This window comes from Streptomyces noursei, assembly GCF_016917755.1.
Taxonomy (GTDB): Bacteria; Actinomycetota; Actinomycetes; order Streptomycetales; family Streptomycetaceae; genus Streptomyces; species Streptomyces yunnanensis.
Window position 1 is genome coordinate 9,256,574 of record NZ_CP070326.1, and the last position, 26,531, is coordinate 9,283,104.

Below are 26,531 nucleotides of genomic sequence, written 5' to 3' on the forward strand. Positions count from 1 at the left end.
TTACCTTACGGGGTCCCCGCCCCGGAAACAAATCGAATGCCGGAGCGGGCCGGGGCCGCATCGTGCCAGGTCACACCGGCCAATCGGTGATCCGCCCGGCCTCCACCTCGATCCGCCGCGTGGTGTGCACCGCCGTCAGCATCCGGCGGTCGTGGGTGACCAGCAGCAGGGTGCCCGGGTACGAGGCGAGCGCGGACTCCAGCTGCTCGATGGCGGGGAGGTCGAGGTGGTTGGTCGGCTCGTCGAGCACCAGGAGATTGACCCCGCGGCCCTGGAGGAGGGCCAGTGCGGCCCGGGTGCGCTCCCCCGGTGAGAGGGTGGCCGCCGGGCGCAGCACATGGGCCGCCTTGAGGCCGAACTTGGCGAGCAGGGTGCGCACGTCGGCGGGTGCCAGGTCCGGGACGGCGGCCCGGAAGGCGTCCATCAGCAGGGTGTCGCCGTCGCCCCGGAACAGCTGGCCGCGGGCCTGGTCGATCTCGCCGACCACCACGCCGGGGCCGAGCGACGCCGCCCCGGAGTCCAGCGGCAGCCGGCCCAGGAGGGCCGCGAGCAGGGTGGACTTGCCGGCGCCGTTGGGGCCGGTGATGGCGACCCGGTCCGCCCAGTCGATCTGGAGGTCGACCGGGCCGAAGCCGAAGTCGCCGCGCCGGACCGCGGCCTGCCGGAGGGTGGCCACCACCGCGCCGGCCCGGGGCGCCGCGGCGATCTCCATCCGCAGCTCCCACTCCTTGCGGGGCTCCTCGACGACCTCCAGCCGCTCGATCATGCGCTGGGTCTGCTTGGCCTTGGCGGCCTGCTTCTCGGTGGCCTCGACCCGGCCCTTGCGGCCGATCTTGTCGTTGTCGGTGGCCTTGCGGCGGGCGTTGCGGACGCCCTTCTCCATCCAGTTGCGCTGGGTGTGCGCCCGGACCTCCAGTCCCGCCTTGGTGTCGGCGTACTCCTCGTAGCGCTCGCGGGCGTGCCGGCGGGCCCGTTCGCGCTCCTCCAGATACGCGGTGTAGCCACCGCCGTAGGTGTTGACCTGCTGCTGGGCGAGGTCGAGCTCCACGACGCGGGTGACCGTGCGGGCCAGGAACTCGCGGTCGTGGCTGACCAGGACGGTACCGGCGCGCAGGCCGGTGACGAAGGACTCCAGGCGGTCCAGGCCGTCCAGGTCGAGGTCGTTGGTGGGCTCGTCGAGGAGGAAGACGTCGTAGCGGGAGAGCAGCAGCGAGGCGAGCGAGGCGCGGGCGGCCTGGCCGCCGGAGAGGGTGGTCATCGGCTGGTCGAGGCTGATCGCCAGGCCCAGCTGCGCCGCGGTCTCCTCGGCGCGCTCGTCGAGGTCGGCGCCGCCGAGGTCGAGCCAGCGCGTGAAGGCCGTGTCGTAGGCGTCGTCGGCGCCGGGGCGCTCCTTTGCGAGGGCCTCGGTGGCGGCGTCCAGGGCGCGCTGTGCCTCGGTCACGCCGGTGCGGCGGGCGAGGAAGGCGCGCACCGACTCGCCGGGGCGCCGGTCGGGCTCCTGCGGGAGGTGGCCGACGGTGGCGGTCGGCGGGCTGAGGGCGAGGCCGCCCTGCTCCGGGGGCGCCAGCCCGGCCAGCAGGCGCAGCAGGGTGGACTTGCCGGCGCCGTTGGCACCGACCAGGCCGATCACATCGCCGGGGGCGACGACCAGATCGAGACCGGAGAACAGGACGCGCTCGCCGTGGCCGGCGGCGAGATCTTTGGCGACGAGGGTTGCGGACATCAGACCGCCGATCGTATCCGGCCGGGCGCGCGGCGGCCGCTCTAATATCCGGGCATGGAACCGGGACTGAAGACGCATGTCAGCGGTGGTACGGCGACCGTCACCATCAGCAACACGGGCAAGCGCAATGCGATGACCGTCCAGATGTGGCGGGAGCTGCCGCCGCTGCTGGCGCGGCTGGCGGACGACCGCGCGGTGCGGGCGCTGGTGCTGACCGGGGACGGCGGGACGTTCTGCGCGGGGGCGGACATCGGTTCGCTGCGGGACGCGTCGGGCGCTTCGCAGGGGCTGGCGGTGGTGGCCGAGGAGGCGTTGGCGGCCTTTCCGCGGCCGACGGTGGCGGCGATACGCGGCTACTGCGTGGGCGGCGGCGCCCAGCTGGCGGCCGCCTGCGATCTGCGGTTCGCGGAGGAGGGGGCGCTGTTCGGGGTGACGCCCGCCAAGCTGGGGGTGGCCTATCCGGCGTCCGCGACCCGGCGGCTGGTCCGGCTGGTGGGACTGTCGGCCGCCAAGTACCTGTTGTTCTCCGGTGAGTTGATCGACTGCGCGCGGGCGTTGCGGACCGGGCTGGTGGACAAGGTGGTGGCCGAGGGCGAGCTGGACAAGCGGATCGCGGAGTTCACGGCCGTGCTGGCGAGCCGGTCGCTGCTGACCCAGACCGCGGCGAAGGAGCTGGCCAACGGGACGTGGGACGTGCCGCCGGAGGAGGCGGAGGCGCGCGGGGCGCACTGGGCGGCGCAGGCGCGGGAGAGCGGCGAGACCGCGGAGGGTGCCGCCGCCTTCCTGGAGCGCCGGGCGCCGCGGTTCACGTGGCCCGAGGACTGAGCCGCCGGCCACCACTCCGCGGCCGGCGACCCCCTTCCTGACGGTCCGTCACTTCTCCTGGAGGGGCGCGCCCCGCCAGCGCCGGCCGGTCAGGATGGAGCGGCTGTTGTCCCGCATGGCCGCGACGACCTCGGCCGGGGCCTTGTCCGGGGCGCCCGCGTCATAGGGCGGCTGGGGGTCGTACTCGATGCCGAGCTGGATGCTCTGCGCGACGACGTCCCCGGCGATCCGGCCGGCGAGGGCGAGGCCCATGTCGATACCGGAGGAGACGCCGGCGGCGGTGACGTACTTGCCGTCGAAGACCACCCGCTCCCCGGTCGGCTCGGCCCCCATCGTGGACAGCTGGTCCAGCGCGAGCCAGTGGGTGGTGGCCCGGCGGCCCTTGAGGAGACCGGCGGCGGCGAGGAGGAGCGAGCCGGTGCACACCGAGGTGGTCCAGGTGGTGCCGGCGTCCACCGCCCGGATCCAGTCGTGCAGCGGCCCGTCCTCCATGATCGCGGTCTGCCCGGGGCCGCCCGGGACGACCAGGATGTCCGGCGCGGTGACCTCGTCCAGCGTGGCGTCCACGACCAGGCCGAGGGAGCCCTTGTCGCTGCGGTGCACTCCGGTGCGCTCGGCGACGAAGACCACCTCGGCGCCCGGGACGAGGCCGAGCGTCTCGTAGGGGCCGATGGCGTCGAGGGCGGTGAAGCGGTCGTAGAGAAGGACGGCGATCTGCATGGGTTCCTCGTTCCTGTCGTTCCTGGTGTGTGGCGTGTGGTGGTCGGGGCGGATGGGCGGGTCAGGGCCGGGGGGCGGGGCGGAAGCGGCGGCGGTATTCGGCCGGGGAGGCGCCGAGGACCCGGACGAAGGCGCGGCGCATCGCCTCGGTGGTGCCGTAGCCGCACTGCCGGGAGATCTGCTCGATGCCGTCGGCGGTGTCCTCCAGGCGCCGCCGGGCGGCCTCCAGGCGGACCCGGTCGACGTAGCGGCCGGGCGTCATCCCGGTCTCGTCGCGGAAGGCGCGGGCGAAGTGCCGCGGGGAGAGCCCGGCGCGGTCGGCCAGCGCCTCGACGCACAGGTCCGCCGCCGGGTTCTCGGTGATCCACTGCTGGACGTCGCGCAGCGGACGGCGCTCCGCGGTCTGCGCGGCGAGCTGGGCGCTGAACTGGGTCTGGTTGCCCGGCCGGCGCAGGAAGACCACCAGATAGCGGGCGATGGCCAGTGCGAGGTCGCGGCCGAGGTCCTCCTCGACCAGGGCCAGCGCGAGGTCGATCCCGGCCGTGACGCCCGCGGAGGTGGCCACGTTGCCGTCGCGCACGTAGATCGGCTCGGATTCGACGCGGACCGCGGGATGGCGTGCGGCGAGGGCGTCGCACAGGCTCCAGTGGGTGGTGGCGCGGCGACCGTCGAGCAGTCCGGCCGCGGCCAGCAGGAAGGCGCCGCTGCAGACCGAGACCACCCGGCGGGCGCGGGGCGCGTGCACGGCCAGCCAGTCGACCAGCCGCGGGTCGGGGATCCGGGTGCCGTCGCCGCCCGGTACGACGAGGGTGTGCGGCGGTTCGGCGGCGTCGAGCGCGAGGTCCGGGACGAGGGTCAGGCCGCTGGTGGTGCGGACCGGGGCGCCGTCCGGGCCGGCGGTGCGGATGCGGTAGGCGCCGGGGACGCCGCCGCAGGCCCCGTTGAAGACCTCGACCGGGCCGGTCACGTCGAGGCTCTGCACGTCGTCGAAGAGGACGACCAGCACGTCGCGCTGTTCCATGGCATCCATCCTGGTCAGCGATGCCGATGGCGGCAATGACTGATTTCCCACTTTTCCTGCCATGGCCGGTCGGCGACCATGGAGCGCCCCACGGGGGGTGGCGCCATACCGACGGGTCGGTAACCTGCTCGCATGACCTCTTCCAGCGCACTGCCCGATCGGGCCGGCCGGCACTGCCACAACGTCCTCAACCCCTTCCACTCGGCGCACTACTTCGCACCGGAACTCGGCGCCGAGATGGCGGGGTTGGGCGTGAACGGGCGCGCCGGGTACTTCGTCTCCCGGAGCGCTCCCATGGGCGTGGTGGGCCCGGGAACGGTCGCCGCGACCTTCTACTCCTTCAAGTACGAGCTGATCGCCGAGCACCTCCCGCAGGCGTGGCGGAGCACCACGCCGCAGGCCGTCCTGGAAGCGCGGCTGCGCGCGGCGGACGCCACGTTGCACCGGCTGCTCGGCGCCGAGGCGCTGGAGTCGCCGGAGATGGCCGAGGCGGCGAAGCTGGCGCTGCGCGCCACCGAGGGCTGTACCCGGCACGCCCGGCCGCTGTACGCCGCGCACGCCGACCTGCCGGTGCCCGACGCGCCGCACCTCGCCTACTGGCACGCCACCACGCTGCTGCGCGAACACCGCGGCGACGGCCACCTGGTGGCCCTGCTGGACGCCGAGCTGGACCCGCTGGAGGCGCTGGTCACGCACACCGCCAGCGGGCGCGGGATGAACTACCGCGGCATCCTGGCGACCCGCGGCTGGTCGCAGGAGGAGCTGACGGCGGCCCAGGAGCGGCTGCGCGAACGCGGACTGCTGGGCGGCGCGGACGAGCTGACCGAGGCCGGTGCGACGCTGCGCAAGGACCTGGAGCGGACGACGGACCGGCTGGACCGGGCGCCGTACGAACACCTGGGGGCGGCGGGCGTGGCCCGGCTGACCGAACTGGCGGGCGCCTTCGCCGCCCGCCTCATGGAGGCCGGGGCGTTCCCCGCCAGCCTGTTCGACAAGGAGTAGTCGCACCCGCCTCCTCGTGGCCGCCGGGGTGTGGTGCGTCTTCTCACACCCCGGCGCTCCCGGCCGGGCGGTGCGACAGTCCGGGCCGCCAACCGGCACAATGCAGGCTCAGGAAAGTCGCTGGAAGGCGGGCAGGATCAACGTGACGGCAGCCACTGAGCCCATCGGGGCACTCGGGTCCATCGAAGCGCGGATCGCCGATGAGCTCGGCGTCAAGGAGCGGCAGGTGAAGGCCGCGGTCGAACTGCTCGACGGCGGCTCGACCGTCCCGTTCATCGCGCGCTACCGCAAGGAAGCGACCGAGATGCTCGACGACGCGCAGCTGCGGTCCCTGGAGGAACGGCTGCGCTATCTGCGGGAGCTGGAGGAGCGGCGGACCGCCGTCCTGGAATCCGTGCGCTCCCAGGGCAAGCTGGACACCGCGCTGGAGGCGCAGATCCGCGGCGCCGAGTCCAAGGCCCGGCTGGAGGACATCTACCTGCCGTTCAAGCCGAAGCGGCGCACCAAGGCTCAGATCGCGCGGGAGGCGGGGCTGGAGCCGCTGGCCGACGGGCTGCTGACGGACCCGTCGGTGGAACCGAGCGCGTCCGCCGCGGCGTTCGTGGACGCGGACAAGGGCGTCGCCGATCCGGCCGCGGCCCTGGAGGGCGCGCGGGCGATCCTCACCGAGCGGTTCAGCGAGGACGCGGACCTGATCGGTGAGCTGCGCGAGCGGATGTGGACGCGCGGCCGGGTCGCGGCGAAGGTGCGGGCCGGCAAGGAGGAGGAGGGCGCCAAGTTCGCCGACTACTTCGACTTCGCCGAGCCGTTCACCGAGCTGCCCTCCCACCGGGTGCTGGCGATGCTGCGCGGTGAGAAGGAGGACGTCCTCGACCTCACCCTGGAGCCGGAGGACCCGGCGGAGGCGGGCGAGGGCCCCAGCGCCTACGAGCGGTCCATCGCGCACCGCTTCGGGATCGCCGATCGGGGCCGGCCGGCCGACAAGTGGCTGCAGGACACGGTCCGCTGGGCCTGGCGCACCCGCGTCCAGGTGCACCTCGGGATCGATCTGCGGCTGCGGCTGCGACAGGCCGCCGAGGACGAGGCGGTCCGGGTCTTCGCCGCGAACCTGCGCGACCTGCTGCTGGCGGCCCCCGCCGGGACGCGCGCCACGATGGGCCTGGACCCCGGTTTCCGTACGGGCGTGAAGGTGGCGGTGGTCGACGCGACCGGCAAGGTGGCGGGGACCGAGACGATCTACCCGCACGTGCCGCAGCAGAAGTGGGACGCGGCGCTGGCCGCCCTGGCCCGACTGGCGCGGGAGCACCGCGTCGAGCTGATCGCGATCGGCAACGGCACCGCCTCCCGGGAGACCGACAAGCTGGCGACCGAACTGATCGCCGCGCAGCCGGAGTTGAAGCTGACGAAGGTGATGGTGTCCGAGGCGGGCGCCTCGGTGTACTCGGCCTCCGCCTTCGCCTCCCAGGAACTGCCGGACCTGGACGTGTCGCTGCGCGGCGCGGTGTCCATCGCGCGGCGCCTCCAGGACCCGCTGGCCGAGCTGGTCAAGATCGACCCCAAGTCGATCGGGGTCGGCCAGTACCAGCACGACCTGTCCGAGACCAAGCTGTCGCGCTCGCTGGACGCGGTGGTCGAGGACTGCGTGAACGGCGTCGGCGTGGACGTCAACACCGCCTCCGCACCGCTGCTCGCCCGGGTCTCCGGCATCAGCACCGGCCTGGCCGAGAACATCGTGAACCACCGGGACGACAACGGCCCGTTCCGCTCCCGCAAGGCGCTCAAGGACGTGTCGCGGCTGGGCCCCAAGGCGTACGAGCAGTGCGCGGGCTTCCTGCGGATCCGGGGCGGCGACGACCCGCTGGACGCCTCCAGCGTGCACCCCGAGGCGTATCCGGTAGTGCGCCGGATCGTGCAGACGGCGAAGAGCGAGGTCGGCGAACTCATCGGCAACACGGCCGCGTTGCGCGCCCTGCGCCCGGCGGACTTCGTCGACGACTCCTTCGGTCTGCCGACGGTCACCGACATCCTCCAGGAGCTGGAGAAGCCGGGCCGTGACCCGCGGCCGGAGTTCCGGACCGCGACCTTCAAGGAGGGCGTGGAGAAGATCGGCGACCTGGCGCCGGGGATGATCCTGGAGGGCGTGGTGACCAACGTCGCCGCCTTCGGGGCGTTCGTGGACGTGGGCGTCCACCAGGACGGCCTGGTGCACGTCTCGGCGATGTCGAAGAACTTCGTCAAGGACCCGCGGGACGTGGTGAAGCCGGGCGACATCGTCCGGGTCAAGGTGCTCGACGTGGACATCCCGCGGAAGCGGATCTCGCTGACCCTGCGGCTGGACGACGAGCCCGGCAAGGGCGCGCCGGCCGGCGGCGGCGAGCGGCGCGGCGGTACCGGCGGTGCCGGCGGCGGCCGGGGGCCGCGCGAGGGCGGCCGGGGCGGTGCGCCGCGGCAGCGGCAGGGCGGCGGCCAGCGCGGCGGCGAGCGCCGCGGCGGCGGCCGGGAGGCCGCTCCGGTCAACGACGCGATGGCGGACGCGCTGCGGCGGGCCGGGCTGTTGGGCGGCAAGGGCGGTCGCTGACCGCGATGGCCTGACGGTGGATCGGGGCGGGCGGCACTGCTGCCCGCCCCGATCGCGCGCTGCGCACCCCACCCGGCCCCGGGAGCGCTGCACCGCGAGCGATGAACCGGGAACGACAGACCGAGAGCGACAAATCCGTGGACGGGCGCCGGGCCGCCCGATTAGCCTGCGGATCGTGACCAGCCCCGAGTCCTCAAGACGCTAGCCACCGGGCGTCGTCCGGTGGCTGTTCGACCTTCTCCGCCACCGGACCGCCTTCTTCAGACAGGTCTTGTTCCTTGCGGTAGCCGGGGCTGCCGCTTCCTCCACCGGCCGTACCGATCGCCGTCGGCCTTGCCGACGCCGCCCTTCGGCCCGTGCCGGTCCTTGGTGTGGTTGCGGAGATTTTTCTATGCCGTTCACTCTCTACATGCTTGCGCTGGCGGTTTTCGCGCAGGGCACGTCCGAGTTCATGCTGTCCGGGCTGATCCCGGACATCGCCGCCGACCTCCAGGTGTCCATCCCGGCCGCCGGCGCGCTCACTTCGGCGTTCGCGGCCGGGATGGTCGTCGGGGCGCCGCTGATGGCGCTGCTCAGCCGGCGCTGGCCGCGGCGGCGCGCCCTGTTGGTCTTCCTGATCGCCTTTCTCCTGGTGCACGTCGTGGGCGCGGTGACCACCGACTTCGGCGTGCTGCTGGCCACCCGGGTGGTGGCGGCGCTGGCCAACGCGGGATTCCTGGCGGTGGCGTTGGCGACCGCGGCCGCGATGGCCGCGCCGGGCGCCACGGGCCGGGCCACCTCCGTCCTGTTGGGCGGCACGACGCTGGCCTGCATCGTGGGCGTCCCGGCCGGTGCCGTGCTGGGGCAGGAGTGGGGCTGGCGCTCGGCGTTCTGGGCGGTGGCCGCGGTGTCGGTGCCGGCGGTGATCGCCATCATGGCGTCGGTCCCGGGCGGTCCGGCCGGTGCCGGCACCGGGGCGGGCGGTGCCGGCGGTGAGCTGCGGGCCCTGCGCCGTCCGCGGCTGCTGGTGGCGCTGCTGCTGGGGGCACTGGTCAACGGTGCCACGTTCTGCACCTTCACCTACCTCGCGCCGCTGGTCACCGGTGTCACCGGTTTCGGTGCCGCCGGGGTGCCGGTGGTGCTGGCACTGTTCGGGCTGGGTTCGTTCGTCGGGGTCACGGCCGGCGGACGGCTGGCGGACCGGCGGCCCCGTCCGCTGCTCGCCATCGGGGGCGCGGCGCTGCTCGTGGGTTGGGTGGTGTTCGCGCTGACGGCCGGGAACGCGGTGGCCACCGTCGTGCTGGTCCTCGTCCAGGGGACCCTGTCGTTCGCGGTCGGCTCCACCCTGATCGCCCAGGTGCTCTACGCGGCGGTCGAAGCGCCCACGCTGGGCGGCGGGTTCGCGACCGCCGCGCTCAATGTCGGCGCCGCGGCCGGCCCGTGGTGGGGCGGCGTCGCGCTCGCCGCCGGCTTCGGCTACCGCGCGCCGCTGTGGGTCAGCGCCCTGCTGGTGGCCGTGGCGCTGGCGGTCGGCGGTGCGGCGGAGGGGGTGCGGGTCCGCCGGCGGGCGGCCGGCGGTGCCCCGGAGGCGCCGGCGCCGGCCCGGTGAACGGCCCCGCCCGGCCGCCGGGTCAGCGGGCGCCGGCGTAGCCGCGCAGCCGCTCCAGTTCGGCGGCGACGTCGGTGAGGGTCGCGCAATCCGGAACCGGCCGCAGTGCGGGCGGCGGGGTGCCGGGCGGGCGGCGGCCTGGGGCCTCCAGGGCGTCGGCCATGGCCGAGAGGGCCTGGCAGAGCCGCTCGGCCTCCTCCGGGCCCGGGCGGTGGGCGCCGCGGTCGAGGCGGACGGCGCAGGCGGTGGCGGCGTCCACGATGCGCTCCGCCGCGGTGACCACCGCCGGCCAGTCGGGGCCGGGGTCGCGGGCGGGGTGGAATTCCGCGGCGGCGGTCTCGGCGGCGGCCCGCGCCCGGGCCAGCGTCCGGTAGGCGTCCCGGCGCAGCGCCAGCCGGCGGGTGGCGACGGCGCCGGGGGCGGCCCCCTCGGCGACGGGCGCCGCGGGCCGGGGTTCCAGGACGTAGCGCAGGAAGCGTTCGGTGCTCCGCAGCGCCTCGGTGACCCGGGGGCCGACCCTGCGACGCGGGTCGGCGAGGTGCGGCAGGTGCCCGACGACGAGCACGATCGCACAGGCCAGGGAGGTGTCCACGATCCGCTCGGCGGCGGCCTGCCGGGCGCCGCCGACGTACACGAAGGACAGCACCATCAGCGTGATCGCCCCGGTCTGGAGCGCGAAGTGCCGGGTGGCGAACGGCAGCAGCGCACCGCCCGCGCCGGCGATCACGGCGGGCCACCAACTGCCGGACAGCCAGGCCCCGGCCGCCGCGAAGACCAGGACCCCGGCCGCGGTGCCGGCGAACCGGTTGACCGTGCGGGAGAACAGCGGGCCCAGGTCCGGCTTGACGAGGAAGGTGACGGTCGCCGGGAGCCAGTACCAGTGGTCGGCGCGGAGCAGCAGCGCCACCGCCGCGCTGGCGCCGATGCAGACGGCGACCCGCAGGCCGTAGTCCCGACCGGCCGGGCCCAGTGCTCCGCGGACTCCCCCGGTCCGGGCGGGCGGCAGGTCCTCGCGGGTCGTCGCCGGGGGCAGCGGCCGTTCCCTGGCGAAGGCGACCGCGGCGTCCAACAGGGCGTGGTCGAAGGCCCCGCGGGCGGCGGAGCTGCGCTCCGGGGCGGAGAGCCGGCCCGGTGACCGGCCGGTGCGCAGCGCCTCGGCGAACCGGCGCGGGCCGGCGGCGACCCGCGCCGGCAGCGGCCGGGCCTCCCACAGCAGCGCGACGCTGGCCTCGCACAGCGCGGTGGCCGCGGCGAACCGCTCGGCCAACAGCAGTTCCTCGGGCCGGGCCGGCCGGCGCAGCAGTCGGCTGGTGAGCCGGCGCAGCCGCAGCGCCTCGTCGGCGCGGTCCAGGGCGGCGGTGAGCCGGCGCCGGGCGGGCTCCGCGCCCGGCCCGCCGACCGCCGCCAGGGCGTCGGCGAGCGCGTCGAAGACGGTGGCGACGGCCGCCCGCTCGCCGCTGAGCGGTCCGCCGGCCGGGCGCGGCGAGCGCAGGACGAGCCGCAGCAGGAGCAGCCACAGGCAGCCGGCGAGGACGTAGAGGGCCTTCGTCCAGGGTGCGCCGGGCAGCGGCATGCCCGCGCCGAGGACGGTGGCGGCCAGCATCTGCATGCCGGCGGTGGAGCGCACCGGTCCGGCCACGCTGCCCGCGCCGGAGACGAAGCCGACGGCGCTCAGCGCGGGCACCACCCACCAGCCCGCGTCGGCGGCCCGCAGGGACGCGCCCAGCAGCATGCCGAGTGCGGCGGCCAGGGCGGGCAGGCCGATGTGGACGATGCCGGTGCGCCGGGTGCCCGGCCGGTCGTTGACGCCCGCCAGCATCGAGCCGAGGGCGGTCAGCACGCCGGGGGCCGGGTGCCCGGTGGCGATCCCCGCGGCGAGCAGCGGGCCCGCGCACAGCGTGCCGCGGGCCACCGCCGCCCAGGGCACGGGCAGCCGCTGCCAGCGGAAGGGGTGGGCGAGCCAGGCGGGCACGGCGCGCCGGGGGCGGGGCATGGGGCTCCTCGGACGATGGCGAAGGCACGGAATACGGGGTGCGCGGCCACGGGTGGTCGCGGGCGGATCCGAGGGGCGTCATCGGCCGACGGTGCCGGGCCCCGGTCGGGGCGACGGCACGGGCCGGTCCACCGGGGCCCTACCAGCGTAAGGTCCCGGATTGTCCGCCTCACGGCCGGAGGGTTACGTCCACGTCACAGCAGGACAAGATCACGGCGACGGGACCACCGGATGCGGGGCGATGGGGAGGCTGCGGAGATGACGAACGAGCGGTCGGCGGGGACGGGTGGGGCGTTGGACCCGGGGACAGCCGCCCCGGACACGACGGACACGAGCGCGACGGCCCCCGCGTCGGCGGCCCCGGACATCTGCGTGGTCGGCGCCGGCGTGATCGGGCTGACGTCCGCGATCGTGCTCGCCGAGGCCGGGTACCGGGTGCGGGTGGTGGCCCGGGACGCGGCCGACGACACGACCTCCGCGGTGGCCGGCGGTCTGTGCTGGCCGTACCTGATCCGGCCGTACGAGGAGGCGGTCCGCTGGTCGCTGCGCTCGCTGGAGGTGTTCACCGGGCTCGCCGGGCGGCCGGCGGAGACCGGGGCTCGGCTGGTGGCGGGCGTCACGGCGGGCGCGGGGACGGCCGGTGGCGCGCGCGTTCCCGCTCCCGAGGAGGGGCTGGGGGCCTGGTACGCGGCAGTGCCGGGGCTGCGGCCGGCCCGCGCCGAGGAGCTGCCGCCGGGCTGTGGTGCGGGGTGGTGGGCGCGTACGCCGCTGGTGGAGATGCCGGTGCACCTGCGGTATCTGGAGCGGCGGCTGGCGGCTGCCGGCGGGACCGTGGTGGCGCGCCCGGTGGCGTCCCTGGCGGAGGCGGCCGACGGCGTCCGGGCGGTCGTGAACTGCTCGGGGCTGGGCGCCCGCGAACTGGTCCCGGACGACGGGGTGCAGCCCGTCCAGGGGCAGTTGGTGATCGTCGAGAATCCGGGCATCGAGGAGTGGTTCACCGTCGCCGACGCGGGCGCGGAGGACGCAGCGAACTCGACGTATCTCCTGCCGCAGCCCTTCGGGCTGGTCCTGGGCGGTACGGCGCGGGAGGGGGCCTGGTCGCGGGAGCCCGATCCGGCGGTGGCGGAGGCGATCGTGGCGCGCTGCGCCCGGTACTTCCCCCAGGTGGCGCGGGCCCGTGTGCTGGCGCACCGGGTGGGCCTGCGGCCGGCCCGCCCGGCGGTGCGGCTCGCGGCGGAGCGGCTGCCGGACGGGACGGTGTGCGTGCACAACTACGGCCACGGGGGTGCCGGGGTGACCGTGTCCTGGGGGTGCGCGGACGAGGTGCTGCGCCTGGTGCGGGACACGGTCGCGCCGGCTTGATCGTGCCCGCCCCCTCGCGCCGGACTGGCGGTGCCTGGCTGGTCGTGCCTGTTCGGACGTGCCTGTTCAGGGGCCGATCGGGGTGCCGGCCACGAGGGGGCGGTCGGCGCGTGCGTCCAACAGCAGCGGGACCAGCCCGCGCAGTGACTGGCGCAGCGGGACGGTGGCGCCGCCGTCGCCGTCCCGCCACCAGCGCACGCCGTGCGCCGCCAGGACGGCCCGGGCCCGGGCGAACTGCGCCGCGTCCAGGCGGTAGGCGCGCGGCGGGCGGGTCAGGACCCGGTCAGCGGGCGGGAGTTCGTTGTCGGCGCCGCCGAGGTAGACCGGGCCGCGGTCGGCCAGGCCGGCCGCCCGGGCCGCGGCGGTGACCGCCTCGATGCGCCCGCGGCGCTGCTCGACGAAGGCGAACAGGCCCTTCAGCGCGGCCAGTTGGGAGGTCACCCGGCGGCGGTTGTTCAGCGCCGGGTCGGCCTTCTCGGCGTCCGTGAGGGGGTCCGCGCGGGTTTCCACGAGCTGCCCGAGGGAGCCCTTGATCCCGACGGTGTTGCGCAGGATCCGCTCCTGGCCGTCGCCGGCGACCTGTTTGACGGGGGCGCCGGTCACCGGGTCGGTCCAGATGCCGTAGACGCCGGTGCTGAAGCCGGCCGCCCGGGCGGCGGGGCCGACGAAGTCCGTGGACAGGGTGGCTGAGGCGCGGCGCACGGGGTCCGCTGCGTTGAGGTTGCGCGGCCACAGGGAGAGCAGGTCCTTGACGTAGTACGGCGCCTTGGGCGTGTATTCGTGCAGGTCGTAGACGATGTCGGGGCGGTATTCGCGGAGCACCGCGGCCATCGCGCGGGCTTCGGGGGTGGCGAGCGCGAGGTGGTCGCGGTTGATGTCGGTGCCGTCGGCGTTGCCGCGGGTGTCGGCGGCCCGGCCGTCGGGGTTGGCGGTGGGGACGACCAGCACGCTGGTGCGCGCCAGGAAGTGCCGGGTGGCCGGGTCCTTGGCGAAGGCGAGGTCGCGGACGGTGGTCAGGCACGCCTCGCGGCCGGAGGGCTCGTCGCCGTGCTGGGAGCAGATCAGCAGCACGGAGTTGCCGCGCCGGACGTCGGCGGGGCGTTCGGGGGCGGGGGCGCCGATGCGGACCAGCCGGAGCGGCCGGCCCTGTGCGGTGGTGCCGATCCGGTCGAGGCGGACCCGGGCCGAGGCTTCCGGGGCCCGGTCGACGGCCGTGAGGAACGCCGCCTCCTCGGACCCGGTGGTCCAGCGGGCGCCGTGGCTGGTCTCGAATCCCGTGCGGGGCAGGGGATTCGAGGTGGCGCCGGTGGTCGCGGAGGGGGCGAACGCGGCGGTGAGGGCGGCGGCCAGCGCGCCGAGGGCGAGGCCGCGGGAGCGGAGGGATCTGAGGGGTGTCACGAGGGTGCCTCCGGGGGTCGGCGACAGGGGGGGTGGGCCGCCCCGTGCCCGCGGGGCGGCCCTTGGCCGGTCGCTGCCGGTCAGTCTCCGTTCGGCAGCCGGCGGGGGTCCGCCGGCGGGGCGATGCCCTTGAGGGCGGTCCCGGTCGGGCGCTCGGCCGCCGGGGTGCTCGCGGTGGCCCGGGCCAGGGCGGGGGCGCCCCCGGTCACCGGCAGCCGGGCGGTGGTGCGGGCCAGGTCGAGGGTGAGCGCGGGGCGGGAGGCGGGCGGGTCGATCAGGTTGGCGTCGGTGCCGCCCACGATGAGCGCGAGCCGGTGTCCGGCGGGCACGACGTGGTCGCTTGCGGCCAGTTGGAGGGTGAGGGTGTAGGGCTTGCCGGGGGTCAGCGGGTGACCGTGCTGCGGGTCGGTGGCGTGACCGAGGTCGGCCCAGCCACGGCTGAAGACCGTGAAGCCGACCTTGCTGACATCGGCGGCGGTCTCCTTGAAGCAGCCGGTGTCGCCGGAGGTGCCGGCGCCCCAGCAGGTGCTGTTGGTGCGGGTGACGATGCCCTCGCCGTCGGCGCCGTAGTTCCGGATGGTGTCCGGGCCGAGGTCGACGAGGACCGCGGAGAGGTGGGCACTGGTGGTGCTGGGGGTGGCGGTGACGGTGACCGTGCCGGCGCCGGAGAGCCGCAGCGGCGCGGTCAGCGGGCCGGTGGTGAAGCCGGCCTTGGCCGGTGTCGCGCGGTCGACGGCGGCGGCCCAGTCGGCTTCGCCCAGCGCCGGGTCGTCGGTGAAGACCGCGGTCTGGCCGGACGGGGCGGGCCGGTTGTTCAGGACGCCGACGCCCGCGGTGGTACCGGTGCGGGGGTACAGGGGGACCGCGGCGGTGCCGGCCGCGGGCCACCGGGCGTCGGTGGCCCAGGTGTCGGGGGCGCGCTCGACGTCGGCCATCGGGGCGCGCTCGATGCCGTTGTCGTAGCCCATCAGGTAGTGGTCGAACCACTGGTGGAGGGTGCGGACCCAGTCGGCGCGGCGGTAGTCGAAGGGGTCGACGTGGCCGGTCTGGGAGAGCCAGATCTTGCGCTGGACGCCGTGCCGGGCAAGCGCGTCCCACCACTGGCCGAAGTGCTTGGTGCGGACGTTGAGGTCCTGCATGCCGTGGACGAGGAAGACGCTGGCGCGGACCTTGTCGGCGTGCCGGACGTAGTCCCGCTCGGTCCACAGGTCGGTCCAGTCGCCGTTGCGCGGGGCGCCCTCGACGAGCTTGCGCTGGACGGCGGCGCAGTTCTTGTGCGCGGCGGGGCTCTCGACGGCGGCGGCGAGCCCGTCGGGGCCGCCGTCGTAGAGCGCGGCGCCCTGGGCGAAGTAGTAGTCGTACCAGGAGGAGATGCCGGCGATCGGGACGATGGTCTTCAGGCCCGGGACGCCGGTGGCCGCGACGCCGTTGGCGATGGTGGCGTCCCAACTCTTGCCGATCATGCCGGTGTTGCCGTTGGACCAGTCGGCGGTCACGGGTTTGCCGCCGCTGCGGGCGGTGTAGCCGCGGGCCCGGCCGTTCAGCCAGTCGACGACGGCCCTGGCGGACTGGACGTCCGAGCGGCCGCCGACGTCGATGCAGCCGTCGGAGCGGTTGGTCCCGGCCAGGTCGACGAGGACGGTCGCATAGCCGCGGGGCACGAAGTAGTTGTCGTAGAACAGCGGGAACTGGACCGGGCGGCCCTGGGCGTCGTAGGTCTTCTTCTGGCTCTCGTTGCCGCGCCCGCAGCAGGAGTAGTAGGGGCTGGCATCCATGATCACGGGGACCCGACGGCCCTGCCGGGCGGGTTCGGCGGGCCGGATGATGTCGGCGGCGACCCGGTCGGGGCGGCCGTCGCCGTCGCCGTCGAGGCCGGTGTTCACCCAGACCGTCTCGCGGATGGCGTTGGCGTAGGAGTAGACGGGCGCGCTCTCCCGCGGGGCGGGGGCGGCGGTCACCGCGCCGGGGGCGGCGAGCAGCGCGAGGAGGGCGAGGACGGCGGCGCCGACCAGGGTTTTCCATGGGGTGTGGGGAGGTCCCAATCGTATTGTCACGGGCGGACCGTAGCGCGGGTCAACTCCCGTGCAGAAGGGGGCCGTCAGGGGTGCATGTCGATGAGATGTCGGTCATGTGTCAGATGTGGCCATGGACATGACGCGGTCGCCGATGCGCACATAAGCTCCGTAAGAGATCCACCCCCCTACGAGTTGGAGGACTCGTGCGTCACAGACTCCTGGTCCCGGGTGCGGCGGCGCTCAGCCTGATGCTGGCGATCCCGGCTTCGGCTGCTTCCCCGGCCGATGTACACGGCACACCCGGTGCCCCCGGCGTGGGCGACAGCTACTACCCCGACAGCGGCAACGGCGGGTACCACGTCTCCCACTACGACCTGCGGCTCAAGTACCAGCCGAAGACGGACCTGTTGGAGGGCACGGCGACCCTGCTCGCCCGGACCACACAGGACCTCTCGCGCTTCAACCTGGACTTCGGCCTGAAGGTCAGCGAGATCCGGGTCAACGGCAAGAAGGCCACCTTCGCCACCTCCGGGAAGCACGAGCTGGAGGTCACTCCGGCCGCGCCGCTGGCGAAGGGCAAGGACATCAGCGTGGTGGTGCGCTACGCGGGCAAGCCCTCCGAGCTGAAGATCGACGGCTTCACCGCCTGGGCCCGGACGCCGGACGGTGGGGTGGTGGCCCAGGAGCCGGACTCCGCCGTGTGGTGGTTCCCCAGCAACGACCACCCCACCGACAAGGCGACGTTCGACATCTCCGTCGCGGTGCCGGACGGCACCCAGGCGCTGAGCAACGGCGTGCTCGCCTCGCAGAGCTCCAAGCTCGGCTGGACGCGGTACAACTGGCGCTCGGACAAGCCGCAGGCGACGTACCTGACGACGCTGGCGATCGGGAAGTTCGACATCACCACCGACACCACCGCCGACGGCCTGCCGGTGATCAACGCGGTCAGTCCGGACCTGGGCGCCAACCTGGGATCGGCGCGGGCGAGCATCGAGCGCACCACCGAGGTCACCGAGTGGCTGGAGGGCGTCTTCGGTCCCTACCCGTTCAACTCGGTCGGCGGCTACGTCCCCAACGTCCCGGCGCACTACGCGCTGGAGACCCAGACCCGGCCGTTCTACGGCAAGCAGGCGTTCGACAAGGGCACCAACGTCTCGGTGGTGGTGCACGAGCTGGCCCACCAGTGGTACGGCGACAGCGTGTCGCTCAAGGACTGGAAGGACATCTGGCTCAACGAGGGCTTCGCCTCGTACAGCCAGTGGCTGTGGTCGGAGAAGGAGGGCGAGGGCACCGCGCAGCAGCTGGCGGACTACGTCTACGCCCAGCACCCGGCCGACGACGCGTTCTGGACGGTGAAGCCGGGCGACCCGGGCGCGGACAAGCAGTTCGACTCGGCGGTCTACGACCGGGGCGCGCTGGCCCTCCAGGCGCTGCGCAACAAGCTCGGCGACAAGGTGTTCTTCGACATCCTCAAGTCCTGGCCGACCGAGCACCGGTACGGCAACGCCGCGGTCGGGGACTTCGTGAAGTTCGCCGAGCGGAAGTCCGGGCAGCCGCTGGCCGGCTTCTTCGACACCTGGCTGTACCAGCCGACCAAGCCGGCGGCCGGCGCGGGCGCGCGGGCGTTCGCCGCGCAGGGTCTGGTCGCCCAGCCCAAGTCCTGGAAGCAGATCGCGGCCACTCACGACGTGCACGACGGTCACTGACCGAGCGCGGCAGGCGGGGTCGGGGCATGCCCGGCTCCGCCCGTCCGCGGCTCAGCTGCGGGCCGTCCGGTGCTTCCGGCGGGCCCGGCGGGCGATCGGCATGAACCGCAGCCCTTCCGGCAGCACCGGCATCATCAGCCGCACCGCCAGCCCCAGGCGGCGCAACCTGCGCTCCTGGGCGGCGGTCCACGGGAGGCCGATGGCGCGCCGGGCGTCCGGCGGCATCAGGCCGATGGTGACGAACCGGCGGAAGCGGGCGAACCCCGGCATGATCGCCGGCCAGGCCAGCCGGAGCAGCAGCCGCAGCCACCAGGGACCGCGGTCGGGCGCCGGCAGCGGCCGGTCGGTGGCGATCAACTCCCGCACCACCACGGTCTCCTCGATCTCGGTGTCGAGGACCTCGCGGTAGTACGGCCAGAACTCCTCGATGGTCTGCGGCATGTCCCGGTCGCGGATGCCCAGGATCCGGCCGACCTGGAGCCATTCCGCGTAGAGCTGCCGTTCCTGCGCCGGGGTGAAGGGGCGGCCGAGGTAGCGCTGGGCGTGCCGGAAGACGGGGTAGCCGGTGGCGTGCACCCAGGCGTAGTACGCGGGGGTGAGCGCGTGGTACTTCCGGCCGTACGCGTCGGTGCCCTGGACGGACCGGTGCAGCCGGCGCAGCCGCCGGCCCTCCTCGACCGCCTCCGACCCGCCGTACACCCACAGTTGGAGCGAGGCCAGCGAGCGTTCGCCGCGCCCCCACGGGTCGGCGCGGAAGACCGAGTGGTCGTCCACCCCCGCACCCACCGCGGGGTGGGCGACCTGCATCGTCAGCGCCGCGGGCAGGGTCAGCAGCGAGCGGACGTCCCCGACCAGCGACCAGAGGACGCCGCCGGGCGGCGGGGGCTCCGGGTCCATGCGTTCTGATGCCGTTCGTACCGTGTTCATACGGCTACGCATCATACGGCGGCCCCCAGCGGCCGGCGGGTCCGCGGGTCGGTGCCGGGCCGGTGGGTGTTCCAGTAGGCCAGGAACAGCGCCGGGGCGATCCGCAGCGGCGGCGGCACCGGCGCCATCAGGCAGCGGACCACCCGGGCGAACCGACGCAGCCGGCGCTGCCGGCGGTCGGTCCAGGCGAGCCCGAACCGCTCGCGGAGGACGGGCGGCAACACGCCGATGGTAACCAGCAGGGCGTAGTGGGCGGCGAGCGCGGCGAACGGCCGCCAGAGCACCGCCGGGACCCACCGCACCGGCGGCTTCTGCGGCCGGGCCAGTTCCGCCAGGACGTCCCGCACCGAGTCGTTGAGCTCCAGCCGCTCGGCCACCACCCGGTCGTAGTAGGCACAGAACGACGCCCAGTCGGGTGGCAGGTGATGGTCCTTCAGGCCCCAGACCCGGCCGACGTCCCGCATCTCGCGGTAGTACTCCTCGGTCTCCTCCGCCGTCAGGCCCGGCCCGAAGAGCCGGAGCGCGTCGACCGGGCCGCGGACGAGGGTGGCGTGCACCCAGTGGTACGCCTCGGGGTGCAGCGCGTGGTAGCGGCGGCCCTGCGCGTCGGTGCCCTTCATCTCCCGGTGGACCTCGATCAGCCGCCGGGCCTCGGCGGTGGCCGCGGCCTGCCCGCCGTAGACGACCGTGCCCAGCGAGCCGACGGTGCGCAGGAGTCGTTGCCAGGGCTCGGCGCGGAAGTTCGAGTGAGCGGCCACACCGGCGCCGACGACGGGGTGCGCGACCTGCAGCAGCAGAAGCTGAGGAGACGTCAAAAAGGCTCGGGTGTCGCCGAAATGGCGCCAGGCGACGCCGCCCCGGCGGGGCGACCGGACCTGGGCTGGGCGGCGCCCCGCCGCATGGCCGAAGGGGGTGCCGGATGCTGCCGCGGTGTCCATTCCCGCCTCCTCGCTGAATCCGTGTCAGCAGTGTTGACGCGGCTCATGAAACAAGTCAATAGTCCTTGTAACATTGACTCACTCCATCGGGAGGTCCCCGAAATGGCCGCGAGCGCACGTGAGTTGAGCCCCGAGGGACGGACGCACTGGAAGCGCACCGCCGTGATGCTGGTGCCGAGCACGGCCTGCGTCGGGGCGCTGGTGCTCGCCCTGGCGCAGGGCGCGATGGCGGCCTCCTTCGCGGTGTCCGGCAAGAACTTCAAGGTCTCCGCCGACGAGATCACCGGCCAGGGGATCGCCAGCTTCCCGTCGTCGCTCGGCGGCTCGGACGGCACCGGCCACGCGGTGCTGCTGGCCGGCATCAGGACCGGTACAGCCAAGGGCGTCTGCCTGTCGATGAAGCAGCGACTGCCGCTGGTCGGCGAGGTGTCGCTGCTCGTCCGCTCCGGCGGCGACCGGCCCGTGCGGGGCGAGAACATCGTGGTCGACGCCGACGCGCTCACCAGCAGCGGGGGCCGGGTGACCGGCGTCCAGGCGGGCCGGGACGCCGCCACGCTCACCGGGGCGCCGGGGGTCGACGGGCCGCGCGGACTCTTCGGCGTCCAGGCGACCAGTGCACTGGCGCGCAACGTCAAGAGCACCGCCTGGGCCTCCAACGGCGGGTCGCTCACCCTCGACAAGGTCGAGATCGAGCTCAGCCACTCCGGCAAAGAGTGCTACTAGGGCGCTTGGAGGCCCCGTGCTCACCTTCGTCCTCGGCTTTCTCGCCGAACTCGCCAAGGAGACCGGCAGTTGGCTCGACCGGGTCCTGCCCCTGCCCGGAGTGCGCCGGCCGCTGCGGTCCTGGCGCCGCCGCCGGCCGTTCTGGGCCGGGCTGTGGGCGGTGGCCGGCGGTCTGGAGCTGATCGCCCTGCCGCTGGCGCCGCTGCCGCTGATGCTGAAGGTCGGCATCGGCGCGATGTCCGCGGTCGGCGTCGGCCTGGTGCTGATCGCCGGCGGCCTGTTCTTCGTCTTCGCGCCCGCCCAGCGGATGTTCGTCTCCGTGGTGACCGCCATCGCCTCCCTGGTCTCGCTCGCCACGACCAACCTGGGCGGCTTCGGGGTCGGCTGCGGACTGGGGCTGCTGGGCTCGTCGATGGCCTTCGGGTGGCTGCCGCACCCGGCGGCGCCGGAGCCGGCGGGGACCGGCCACGGTACGGAAGGGGCGGACGGAACGGCGTCCGCGACGGGCACCGAGGCGGTGACCGCGCGCCCAAAAGCGCCTGAGGGCCGCGGCGCCCGGCCCCCGCGGCCCGGTGCCTGCGCCCTCACGCTGATGCTCCCGCTCGCCCTCGCCGCCGGACTGCTCACCCCCGCACCGGCCCGCGCGGCCGACGGCGACCCGCGCGACGCCCCGGGCCGGATCCCGCTGCCCTGCCTGACCGGCCTCGACACCGGCGGCGCCACCGACCCCCCGCCCACCGGCCCGCCCCCGTCCGGCGGCGACCGTCCGGCGCCCCCGACTCGGACCGCCCGCCCCGGCGAGATCGGCGCCCCCGACGACACGACCGCCCTGGCCCCGCCCGTCGTCGTCGGCGAACAGCCCGGCCCGGGCCGCGCCACCTACCCCGTCAGCCCCTACTACCCCACCGTCGGCGCCACCCGCCTGGCCGCCACCGACGCCCTCGTGCACGGCGCGACGTACCTGCCCACCGCGGGCGGCGGCCGGATCAAGGTCCTCTGGGTGCACGCCGCCCGGATCCTCGCCGACGACTACCGCCTGCGGGTCACCGGCCCCGACGGCACCGACCACCTCCTCCACGTCCAGCTCGACATCCGCGACGTCGACGTCTACGCCACCTACCTCCAGGGCGCCCTGGAGATCCCGTGGCTGAACGTCAGCACCCCGCGACTCTGCCTCGGCGCGGACGCCGTCCCCGCCAACCTCCCCCTCGCCGTCCGACTGCCCTCGCTCACCCTGCGACCGGTCACCGCGGGCCAGGTCCTCGTCGACGCGGCCGAGGTCCGCTACCGGCTCCTGGGCAGTCACTAGGAGAGCACCGCGCACCTGTCCCCTTCAGGAGGCACTCACATGGGCCGCTACACCCGGCTGCGGGAGATCCGCCGAATGGACCCCGAGCGGGACTTCGAGCAGATCTTCCGCTGGCTCACCCAGTACGAATTCCCGTGGGACTACACCCAGGGCGTCTCGGTCGCCTTCCTGCGCGACTACGGCGTCCCGCGCATCTCCCAACTCCTCGACCGCACCCAGGAGTTCGAGCACAACGGACAGAAGCGCTACGACGACACGGTGCTCCTGGGCTACGAGATGGCCGCCGACGGCTTCGACTCCGCCCGGGGGCGCGCCGCCGCCCGGCACCTCAACCGCATCCACGGCACGTACCGCATCCCCGACGACGACTTCCGCTATGTCCTCGCCACCACCGTCGTCGGCCCCGGGCGCTGGATCGACCGCTACGGCTGGCGCCCCCTGTGCGCCAACGAGAAGGCCGCGCTCGCCCTGGTCGGCCACAAGCTCGCCGAGCTGATGGGCATCCCCGACGCGCCCCGCACCATGGCCGGCTACGAGAAGCTCCTCGACGACTACGAGGCCGCGATGTTCGCCTACCACCCGGCCAACCACCGGGTCGCCAACGCCACCTTCCGGGTCATGGCCTCCTGGTACCCGGCCGCCCTCCGCCCCGCCGTCGCCCGCTTCTCCCTGGCCCTGCTGGACGAACCCCTGCTGCGCGCCCTCGGGTTCCCCGTGCAGCCGCCCTGGTTACGGACCATGGCCCACCGCGCGCTCCGCACCCGGGCCACCGTGGTCCGGCTGCTGCCCGCCCGGCCCGACTCCCGGCCCGGACTGTCCCGACCCCGCTCCTACCCCTTCGGCTACACCCTCGACGACCTCGGGCCCGCCTGGGCCCAGCACCGTCCGCTCCGCCCGCTGCCCCGCGAGGACACCCGATGACCGTACTGATCTCCCGTTCCCCGCTCACCGGCGAACCGGTCGGCGAGCATCCCGTGCACGGCCCCGAGGAGGTCCGGGCCGCCGTCGGCCGGGCCCGGGAGGCGGCCCGCGCCTGGGCGGCCTGCGGGTGGGCGGGCCGCCGCGCCCGCCTGCTCACCTGGAAGCGGTCGTTGGCCCGCCGGCTGCCCGAACTGGCCGAGTTGGTCTCCGCCGAGACCGGCAAGCCGCCGCACGACGCCCGCGCCGAGGTGCTGCTCACCCTTGTCCACCTGGACTGGGCCGCCCGCAACGCCCGCCGCGTCCTGGGCCGCCGCCGCGTCCCCTCCGGCCCGCTCGCCGTCCACCAGCGCGCGCTGCTCGCCCACCGCCCGCTGGGGGTGATAGGCGTCATCGGCCCCTGGAACTACCCCCTCTACACCCCCATGGGCTCCCTCGGCTACGCCCTCGCCGCGGGCAACGCGGTGGTCTTCAAACCCTCCGAACTCACCCCGGGTGTCGGCGTGTTGCTCGCCGAAACGCTCGCCGAGGCGGTCCCCGACCGGCCCCACCTGCTCCAGACCGTCATCGGCCACGGCGCCACCGGCGAGGCCCTGGCCCGCGCCGGTGTCGACAAGGTCGCCTTCACCGGTTCCCCGGCCACCGCCCGCAAGGTCGCCGCGGTCTGCGCCGAGCGGCTGACCCCGCTGCTCGCCGAGTGCGGCGGCAAGGACGCCGTCCTCGTCGACAGCAGCGCGGACCTGGACGCCGCGGCCGACGCCATCGTCTGGGGTGCCATGGCCAACGCCGGCCAGACCTGCGCCGGCGTGGAACGGGTCTACGCCGTCGCCCCCATCCACGCCGCGCTCTGCGAACGGATCGTGCACCGCGCCCGCGCCCTGCGGCCCGGCTCCGGCCCCGACGCCGCCTACGGCCCGATCACCCTCCCCGCCCAACTCACCACCGTCGAACGCCATCTCAAGGACGCCCTGGCCGCCGGCGCCCGCGCCCTGCTCGGCGGCCCGGAGTCGCTCCGCCCGCCCTACGCCGACCCGGTCGTCCTGGCCGACGTCCCCGAGGACTCCCCCGCCATGCGCGAGGAGACCTTCGGACCGGTCGTCGCGGTCAACGCCGTCCGCGACCTCGACGAGGCGGTGGCCCGCGCCAACGCCTCCGACTACGCGCTGGGCGCGGCGGTCTTCACCGGCGACCGCCGCACCGGCCTGGCCCTCGCGCAGCGCCTCGACTCCGGTGCGGTGTCGGTCAATTCCGTCCTCGGCTTCGCCGCCGTCCCGGCCCTCCCCTTCGGCGGCGGTGGCGCCTCCGGCCACGGCCGCATCCACGGCGCCGAGGGCCTGCGCGCCTTCACCGCCCCTCAAGCGCTCACCGTCCGCCGCTTCCGTCCCCCGGTGGACCTGACGTCGTTCACGACCCCGGGGCGCCGGGCGACACGCGCGATCGAGGCGGGCCGGTGGCTGCACAGCCGGCGCTAGGTCGGGGACCGGGCCCATCGGCCAGCCCGGCCTCAGCACCTCCCGCGCACCGCCCGCCCCTTACCCGTCACCCGTCCTTCACCGATTCAGCAGGGGCGTGAGATAGCGCCGCGCGAACTCCCGCGCCTTCTCGTCGTCGTCCAGCTCGAAGCAACTCACCGGATTGAGCAGGAAGGACACGGTGATCCGCACCATCAGTTCGGCCACCGCCACCGGATCCCCGCTCTCCTGCTCGTCCCCTTCCTCCCCCGTCACCCGTCGCGCCCGCCGCAAGTGCCCCGCCAGATACCCCCGCATCGCGAGGAAGGAGGGCCCGCTCTCCACCGTCAGATACGGCAGCATCGTCTCCGGCTCCAACCGCATCAGGCCGCCGATCAGCGGATGCCCCCGGATCAGCCGCAGGACGGCGGCGAACCCCTCCACCATCCGCGCCTCCATCGTGGGCAGTCCGGCCACCGCCGCGTCCACCTCGGCGACGAACTGGCGGTACTCCCTCAGCAGCACCCGCTGCACCAGCTCGTCCTTGTTGCCCACCCGCCGGTACACCGTGACCCGGGAGACCCCGGCCCGTTTGGCGACGTCATCGACCGTGGACCGCCGCAGCCCGAAGGTCATGAACTGCTCCCGCGCCGCGTCCAGGATCTTCTCCGTCAGCGCGCCGCCGTCCCCCGGGGCCCGCTCCAACGCCCGGGCCGGCACCTTCCGTTCGTCCCCCATCGGTCCCCCTTCTCACACCCGAGGCCCACCACCGTCACCGGAACCGTCACCGTGTCCGTGTCCGTGACCGTGACCGTGACCGTGACCGTCCGGCGCAGCTGTCGGCGACAAAGACACTAACCGAATCACTTTGTAACGACGGCCTGTCCAGGCGGCATCCCATGACCCGCCCGGCGCCCTCCCCTCCGCCGTTCGCCGCCCGGCGGAGTACGGGGGGGGCGGGGGCGGCGGGACGACCGACGCCCGCCTCCCCGGCGAAGTGCGCCCACGGCCTCCCCCGGGCCGGGCACCGTCCATCGCGACACGGGAACGGCGCCTCCGGACGGCCGTGGCGTCGACCGTCCACGGCGGGACCAACGACATCCGGCGCGCGATCACCGGCAAGAGCCTCGGTCTGTCAATCTTCCGCCCACCGAGAGGTTACCTAGAAGTAACTCCAGCTGGTTTGATGTGCGTCGCCGGTTCATCACCCCCCTGCACATACTCCACTCCACGTACCCCACTGCATGTGGCTCGCTTCGAGTCCCCCACCCCAAGTCCCCCCCTCTATCGGGAGTTTCAGTGCCGCACTCCGCGCTGCGCACGTCCCGGGTCGCCGCGATCGCCGTGGCCCTCGCCGCCACGCTGGCCGTCGTGTCCCCCACCGCGTCGGCCGTGACCCCGTCGGCCGCGGCCGGCCCCGCCGGATCCCCGTCGGCCGCGAGCGCGCCCCGGCTCAAGGTGCTGACCTACAACACCTTCCTGATGAGCAAGAACCTCTATCCCAACTGGGGCCAGGTCCACCGCGCACAGGCCATCGCCTCCGCGGACTTCTTCCACGGCAACGACGTCGTCGTGCTCCAGGAAGCCTTCGACAACTCCTCCTCCGACGCACTGAAGTCGCAGGCCGCCGCGGAGTACCCGCACCAGACGCCGGTGGTCGGCCGCAGCCGGAGCGGCTGGGACGCCACCGGTGGCGCCTACTCCGCCGTCACGCCCGAGGACGGCGGGGTGACGCTGCTGAGCAAGTGGCCGGTACTGCGCAAGGAGCAGTACATCTACAAGGACGCCTGCGGTTCGGACTCCTTCTCCAACAAGGGCTTCGTCTATGCGGTGTTGGACGTCAACGGCACCAAGGTGCATGTGGTCGGCACCCACACCCAGTCCACCGACTCGGGCTGCAAGGCGGGGGAGGCGGCGGCCGACCGCGCCGAGCAGCTCAAGGAGATGGACGCCTTCCTCGATGCCAAGAACATCCCGGCGGAAGAGGAGATCATGGTCGCCGGCGACATGAACATCGACTCCCACGGCTCGGAGTACGACGCGCTGCTGACCAACGCCGATCTGGCCCCCGCGGACAGCCGCACGGGCCACCCGTACTCCTTCGACACCCAGGAGAACTCGATCGCCGCGTACCGCTACCCGAACGACCCCCGCGAGGACCTGGACTATGTGCTGTTCCGCAACGGCCATGCCCGGCCGACCGGTTGGCGGAACACCGTGATCAAGGAGCAGTCGGCGCCCTGGACCGTCTCCAGCTGGGGCAAGGACTACACCTACACCAACCTCTCCGACCACTATCCGGTCGTCGGCGGCTGACCCGCCCCGGCAGGTGGC

Annotated in this window: 20 protein-coding genes; 11 read left to right on the forward strand and 9 right to left on the reverse strand. The window is 74.3% G+C overall.

Annotated features, from left to right (window positions below; genetic code table 11):
• Window positions 1–70: 70 nt before the first annotated feature.
• On the reverse strand, window positions 71–1,723 hold the full coding sequence (locus JNO44_RS40295) for an ABC-F family ATP-binding cassette domain-containing protein (RefSeq protein ID WP_205368906.1): 1,653 nt from the start codon (window positions 1,721–1,723) through the stop codon (window positions 71–73).
• A gap of 54 nt (window positions 1,724–1,777) precedes the next feature.
• On the opposite strand from JNO44_RS40295, the gene JNO44_RS40300 reads away from it, so the two are divergent.
• Window positions 1,778–2,548 (forward strand): enoyl-CoA hydratase/isomerase family protein, encoded by a 771-nt coding sequence (locus JNO44_RS40300; protein ID WP_205368907.1) that lies wholly within the window; start codon window positions 1,778–1,780, stop codon window positions 2,546–2,548.
• 48 nt (window positions 2,549–2,596) lie between these two features.
• Here the strand turns inward: JNO44_RS40300 and JNO44_RS40305 are convergent, their stop codons facing one another.
• Both JNO44_RS40305 and JNO44_RS40310 read right to left on the reverse strand, forming a co-directional pair.
• A complete protein-coding gene (locus tag JNO44_RS40305; RefSeq protein WP_205368908.1) occupies window positions 2,597–3,268 on the reverse strand; it encodes a DJ-1/PfpI family protein in 672 nt (223 codons plus the stop codon).
• Window positions 3,269–3,329: 61 nt separating this feature from the next.
• Window positions 3,330–4,289 carry a GlxA family transcriptional regulator gene (locus JNO44_RS40310; RefSeq protein ID WP_073448557.1) on the reverse strand — a complete coding sequence of 320 codons (960 nt, stop codon included), beginning with the start codon at window positions 4,287–4,289 and terminating at the stop codon, window positions 3,330–3,332.
• Between the two features lie 132 nt (window positions 4,290–4,421).
• On the opposite strand from JNO44_RS40310, the gene JNO44_RS40315 reads away from it, so the two are divergent.
• The 3 genes from JNO44_RS40315 to JNO44_RS40325 all read left to right on the forward strand — a co-directional run bounded on the left by JNO44_RS40315 (window position 4,422) and on the right by JNO44_RS40325 (window position 9,457).
• On the forward strand, window positions 4,422–5,291 hold the full coding sequence (locus JNO44_RS40315) for an SCO6745 family protein (protein WP_205368909.1): 870 nt from the start codon (window positions 4,422–4,424) through the stop codon (window positions 5,289–5,291).
• A gap of 142 nt (window positions 5,292–5,433) precedes the next feature.
• Window positions 5,434–7,869 carry a Tex family protein gene (locus tag JNO44_RS40320; protein ID WP_205368910.1) on the forward strand — a complete coding sequence of 812 codons (2,436 nt, stop codon included), beginning with the start codon at window positions 5,434–5,436 and terminating at the stop codon, window positions 7,867–7,869.
• A 391-nt stretch (window positions 7,870–8,260) separates the two neighbouring features.
• The gene (locus tag JNO44_RS40325; RefSeq protein WP_205368911.1) at window positions 8,261–9,457 is read left to right on the forward strand and encodes a Cmx/CmrA family chloramphenicol efflux MFS transporter; all 1,197 of its coding nucleotides are present in this window, start codon (window positions 8,261–8,263) and stop codon (window positions 9,455–9,457) included.
• Window positions 9,458–9,479: 22 nt separating this feature from the next.
• On the opposite strand, the gene JNO44_RS40330 is transcribed toward JNO44_RS40325, so the two are convergent.
• Entirely contained in the window at window positions 9,480–11,450 is a 1,971-nt protein-coding gene (locus JNO44_RS40330) for an FUSC family protein (RefSeq protein WP_205368912.1), read from the reverse strand.
• Between the two features lie 372 nt (window positions 11,451–11,822).
• Between JNO44_RS40330 and JNO44_RS40335 the strand changes: the two genes are divergently transcribed.
• Complete coding sequence (locus JNO44_RS40335; protein ID WP_240168042.1) at window positions 11,823–12,812, forward strand: FAD-dependent oxidoreductase; 990 nt, start codon at window positions 11,823–11,825, stop codon at window positions 12,810–12,812.
• Between the two features lie 66 nt (window positions 12,813–12,878).
• On the opposite strand, the gene JNO44_RS40340 is transcribed toward JNO44_RS40335, so the two are convergent.
• Together JNO44_RS40340 and JNO44_RS40345 are read right to left on the reverse strand one after the other, a co-directional pair.
• Window positions 12,879–14,210, reverse strand: a complete 1,332-nt coding sequence (locus JNO44_RS40340; RefSeq protein WP_205368914.1) for a M14 family metallopeptidase — start codon at window positions 14,208–14,210, stop codon at window positions 12,879–12,881.
• Window positions 14,211–14,290: 80 nt separating this feature from the next.
• The gene (locus JNO44_RS40345) at window positions 14,291–16,264 is read right to left on the reverse strand and encodes a Xaa-Pro dipeptidyl-peptidase (protein ID WP_235094983.1); all 1,974 of its coding nucleotides are present in this window, start codon (window positions 16,262–16,264) and stop codon (window positions 14,291–14,293) included.
• Window positions 16,265–16,428: 164 nt separating this feature from the next.
• Here JNO44_RS40345 and JNO44_RS40350 point away from each other — a divergent pair, with 164 nt between their 5' ends.
• Window positions 16,429–17,931 (forward strand): M1 family metallopeptidase, encoded by a 1,503-nt coding sequence (locus JNO44_RS40350; RefSeq protein ID WP_205368915.1) that lies wholly within the window; start codon window positions 16,429–16,431, stop codon window positions 17,929–17,931.
• A 51-nt stretch (window positions 17,932–17,982) separates the two neighbouring features.
• Here the strand turns inward: JNO44_RS40350 and JNO44_RS40355 are convergent, their stop codons facing one another.
• Entirely contained in the window at window positions 17,983–18,858 is an 876-nt protein-coding gene (locus JNO44_RS40355) for an oxygenase MpaB family protein (protein WP_205368916.1), read from the reverse strand.
• An 11-nt stretch (window positions 18,859–18,869) separates the two neighbouring features.
• Complete coding sequence (locus JNO44_RS40360; protein WP_205368917.1) at window positions 18,870–19,796, reverse strand: oxygenase MpaB family protein; 927 nt, start codon at window positions 19,794–19,796, stop codon at window positions 18,870–18,872.
• A gap of 102 nt (window positions 19,797–19,898) precedes the next feature.
• On the opposite strand from JNO44_RS40360, the gene JNO44_RS40365 reads away from it, so the two are divergent.
• The 4 genes from JNO44_RS40365 to JNO44_RS40380 are packed head-to-tail and all read left to right on the forward strand — an operon-like array spanning window position 19,899 to window position 24,218.
• Window positions 19,899–20,519, forward strand: a complete 621-nt coding sequence (locus JNO44_RS40365; RefSeq protein ID WP_235094981.1) for a DUF6230 family protein — start codon at window positions 19,899–19,901, stop codon at window positions 20,517–20,519.
• A gap of 16 nt (window positions 20,520–20,535) precedes the next feature.
• The gene (locus JNO44_RS40370) at window positions 20,536–21,828 is read left to right on the forward strand and encodes a DUF6114 domain-containing protein (RefSeq protein ID WP_205368918.1); all 1,293 of its coding nucleotides are present in this window, start codon (window positions 20,536–20,538) and stop codon (window positions 21,826–21,828) included.
• A gap of 39 nt (window positions 21,829–21,867) precedes the next feature.
• Window positions 21,868–22,749, forward strand: coding sequence for an oxygenase MpaB family protein (locus tag JNO44_RS40375; protein WP_205368919.1), 882 nt, complete (start codon window positions 21,868–21,870; stop codon window positions 22,747–22,749).
• Window positions 22,746–24,218, forward strand: a complete 1,473-nt coding sequence (locus tag JNO44_RS40380; RefSeq protein WP_205368920.1) for an aldehyde dehydrogenase family protein — start codon at window positions 22,746–22,748, stop codon at window positions 24,216–24,218. Before JNO44_RS40375 ends, JNO44_RS40380 begins: the two co-directional genes overlap by 4 nt.
• A gap of 78 nt (window positions 24,219–24,296) precedes the next feature.
• On the opposite strand, the gene JNO44_RS40385 is transcribed toward JNO44_RS40380, so the two are convergent.
• The gene (locus JNO44_RS40385; RefSeq protein ID WP_205368921.1) at window positions 24,297–24,935 is read right to left on the reverse strand and encodes a TetR/AcrR family transcriptional regulator; all 639 of its coding nucleotides are present in this window, start codon (window positions 24,933–24,935) and stop codon (window positions 24,297–24,299) included.
• A gap of 561 nt (window positions 24,936–25,496) precedes the next feature.
• Here JNO44_RS40385 and sph point away from each other — a divergent pair.
• Window positions 25,497–26,513: a sphingomyelin phosphodiesterase gene (gene sph / locus JNO44_RS40390; protein WP_205368922.1), complete on the forward strand. Its 1,017-nt coding sequence runs from the start codon at window positions 25,497–25,499 to the stop codon at window positions 26,511–26,513.
• The last annotated feature ends 18 nt before the right edge of the window (window positions 26,514–26,531 follow it).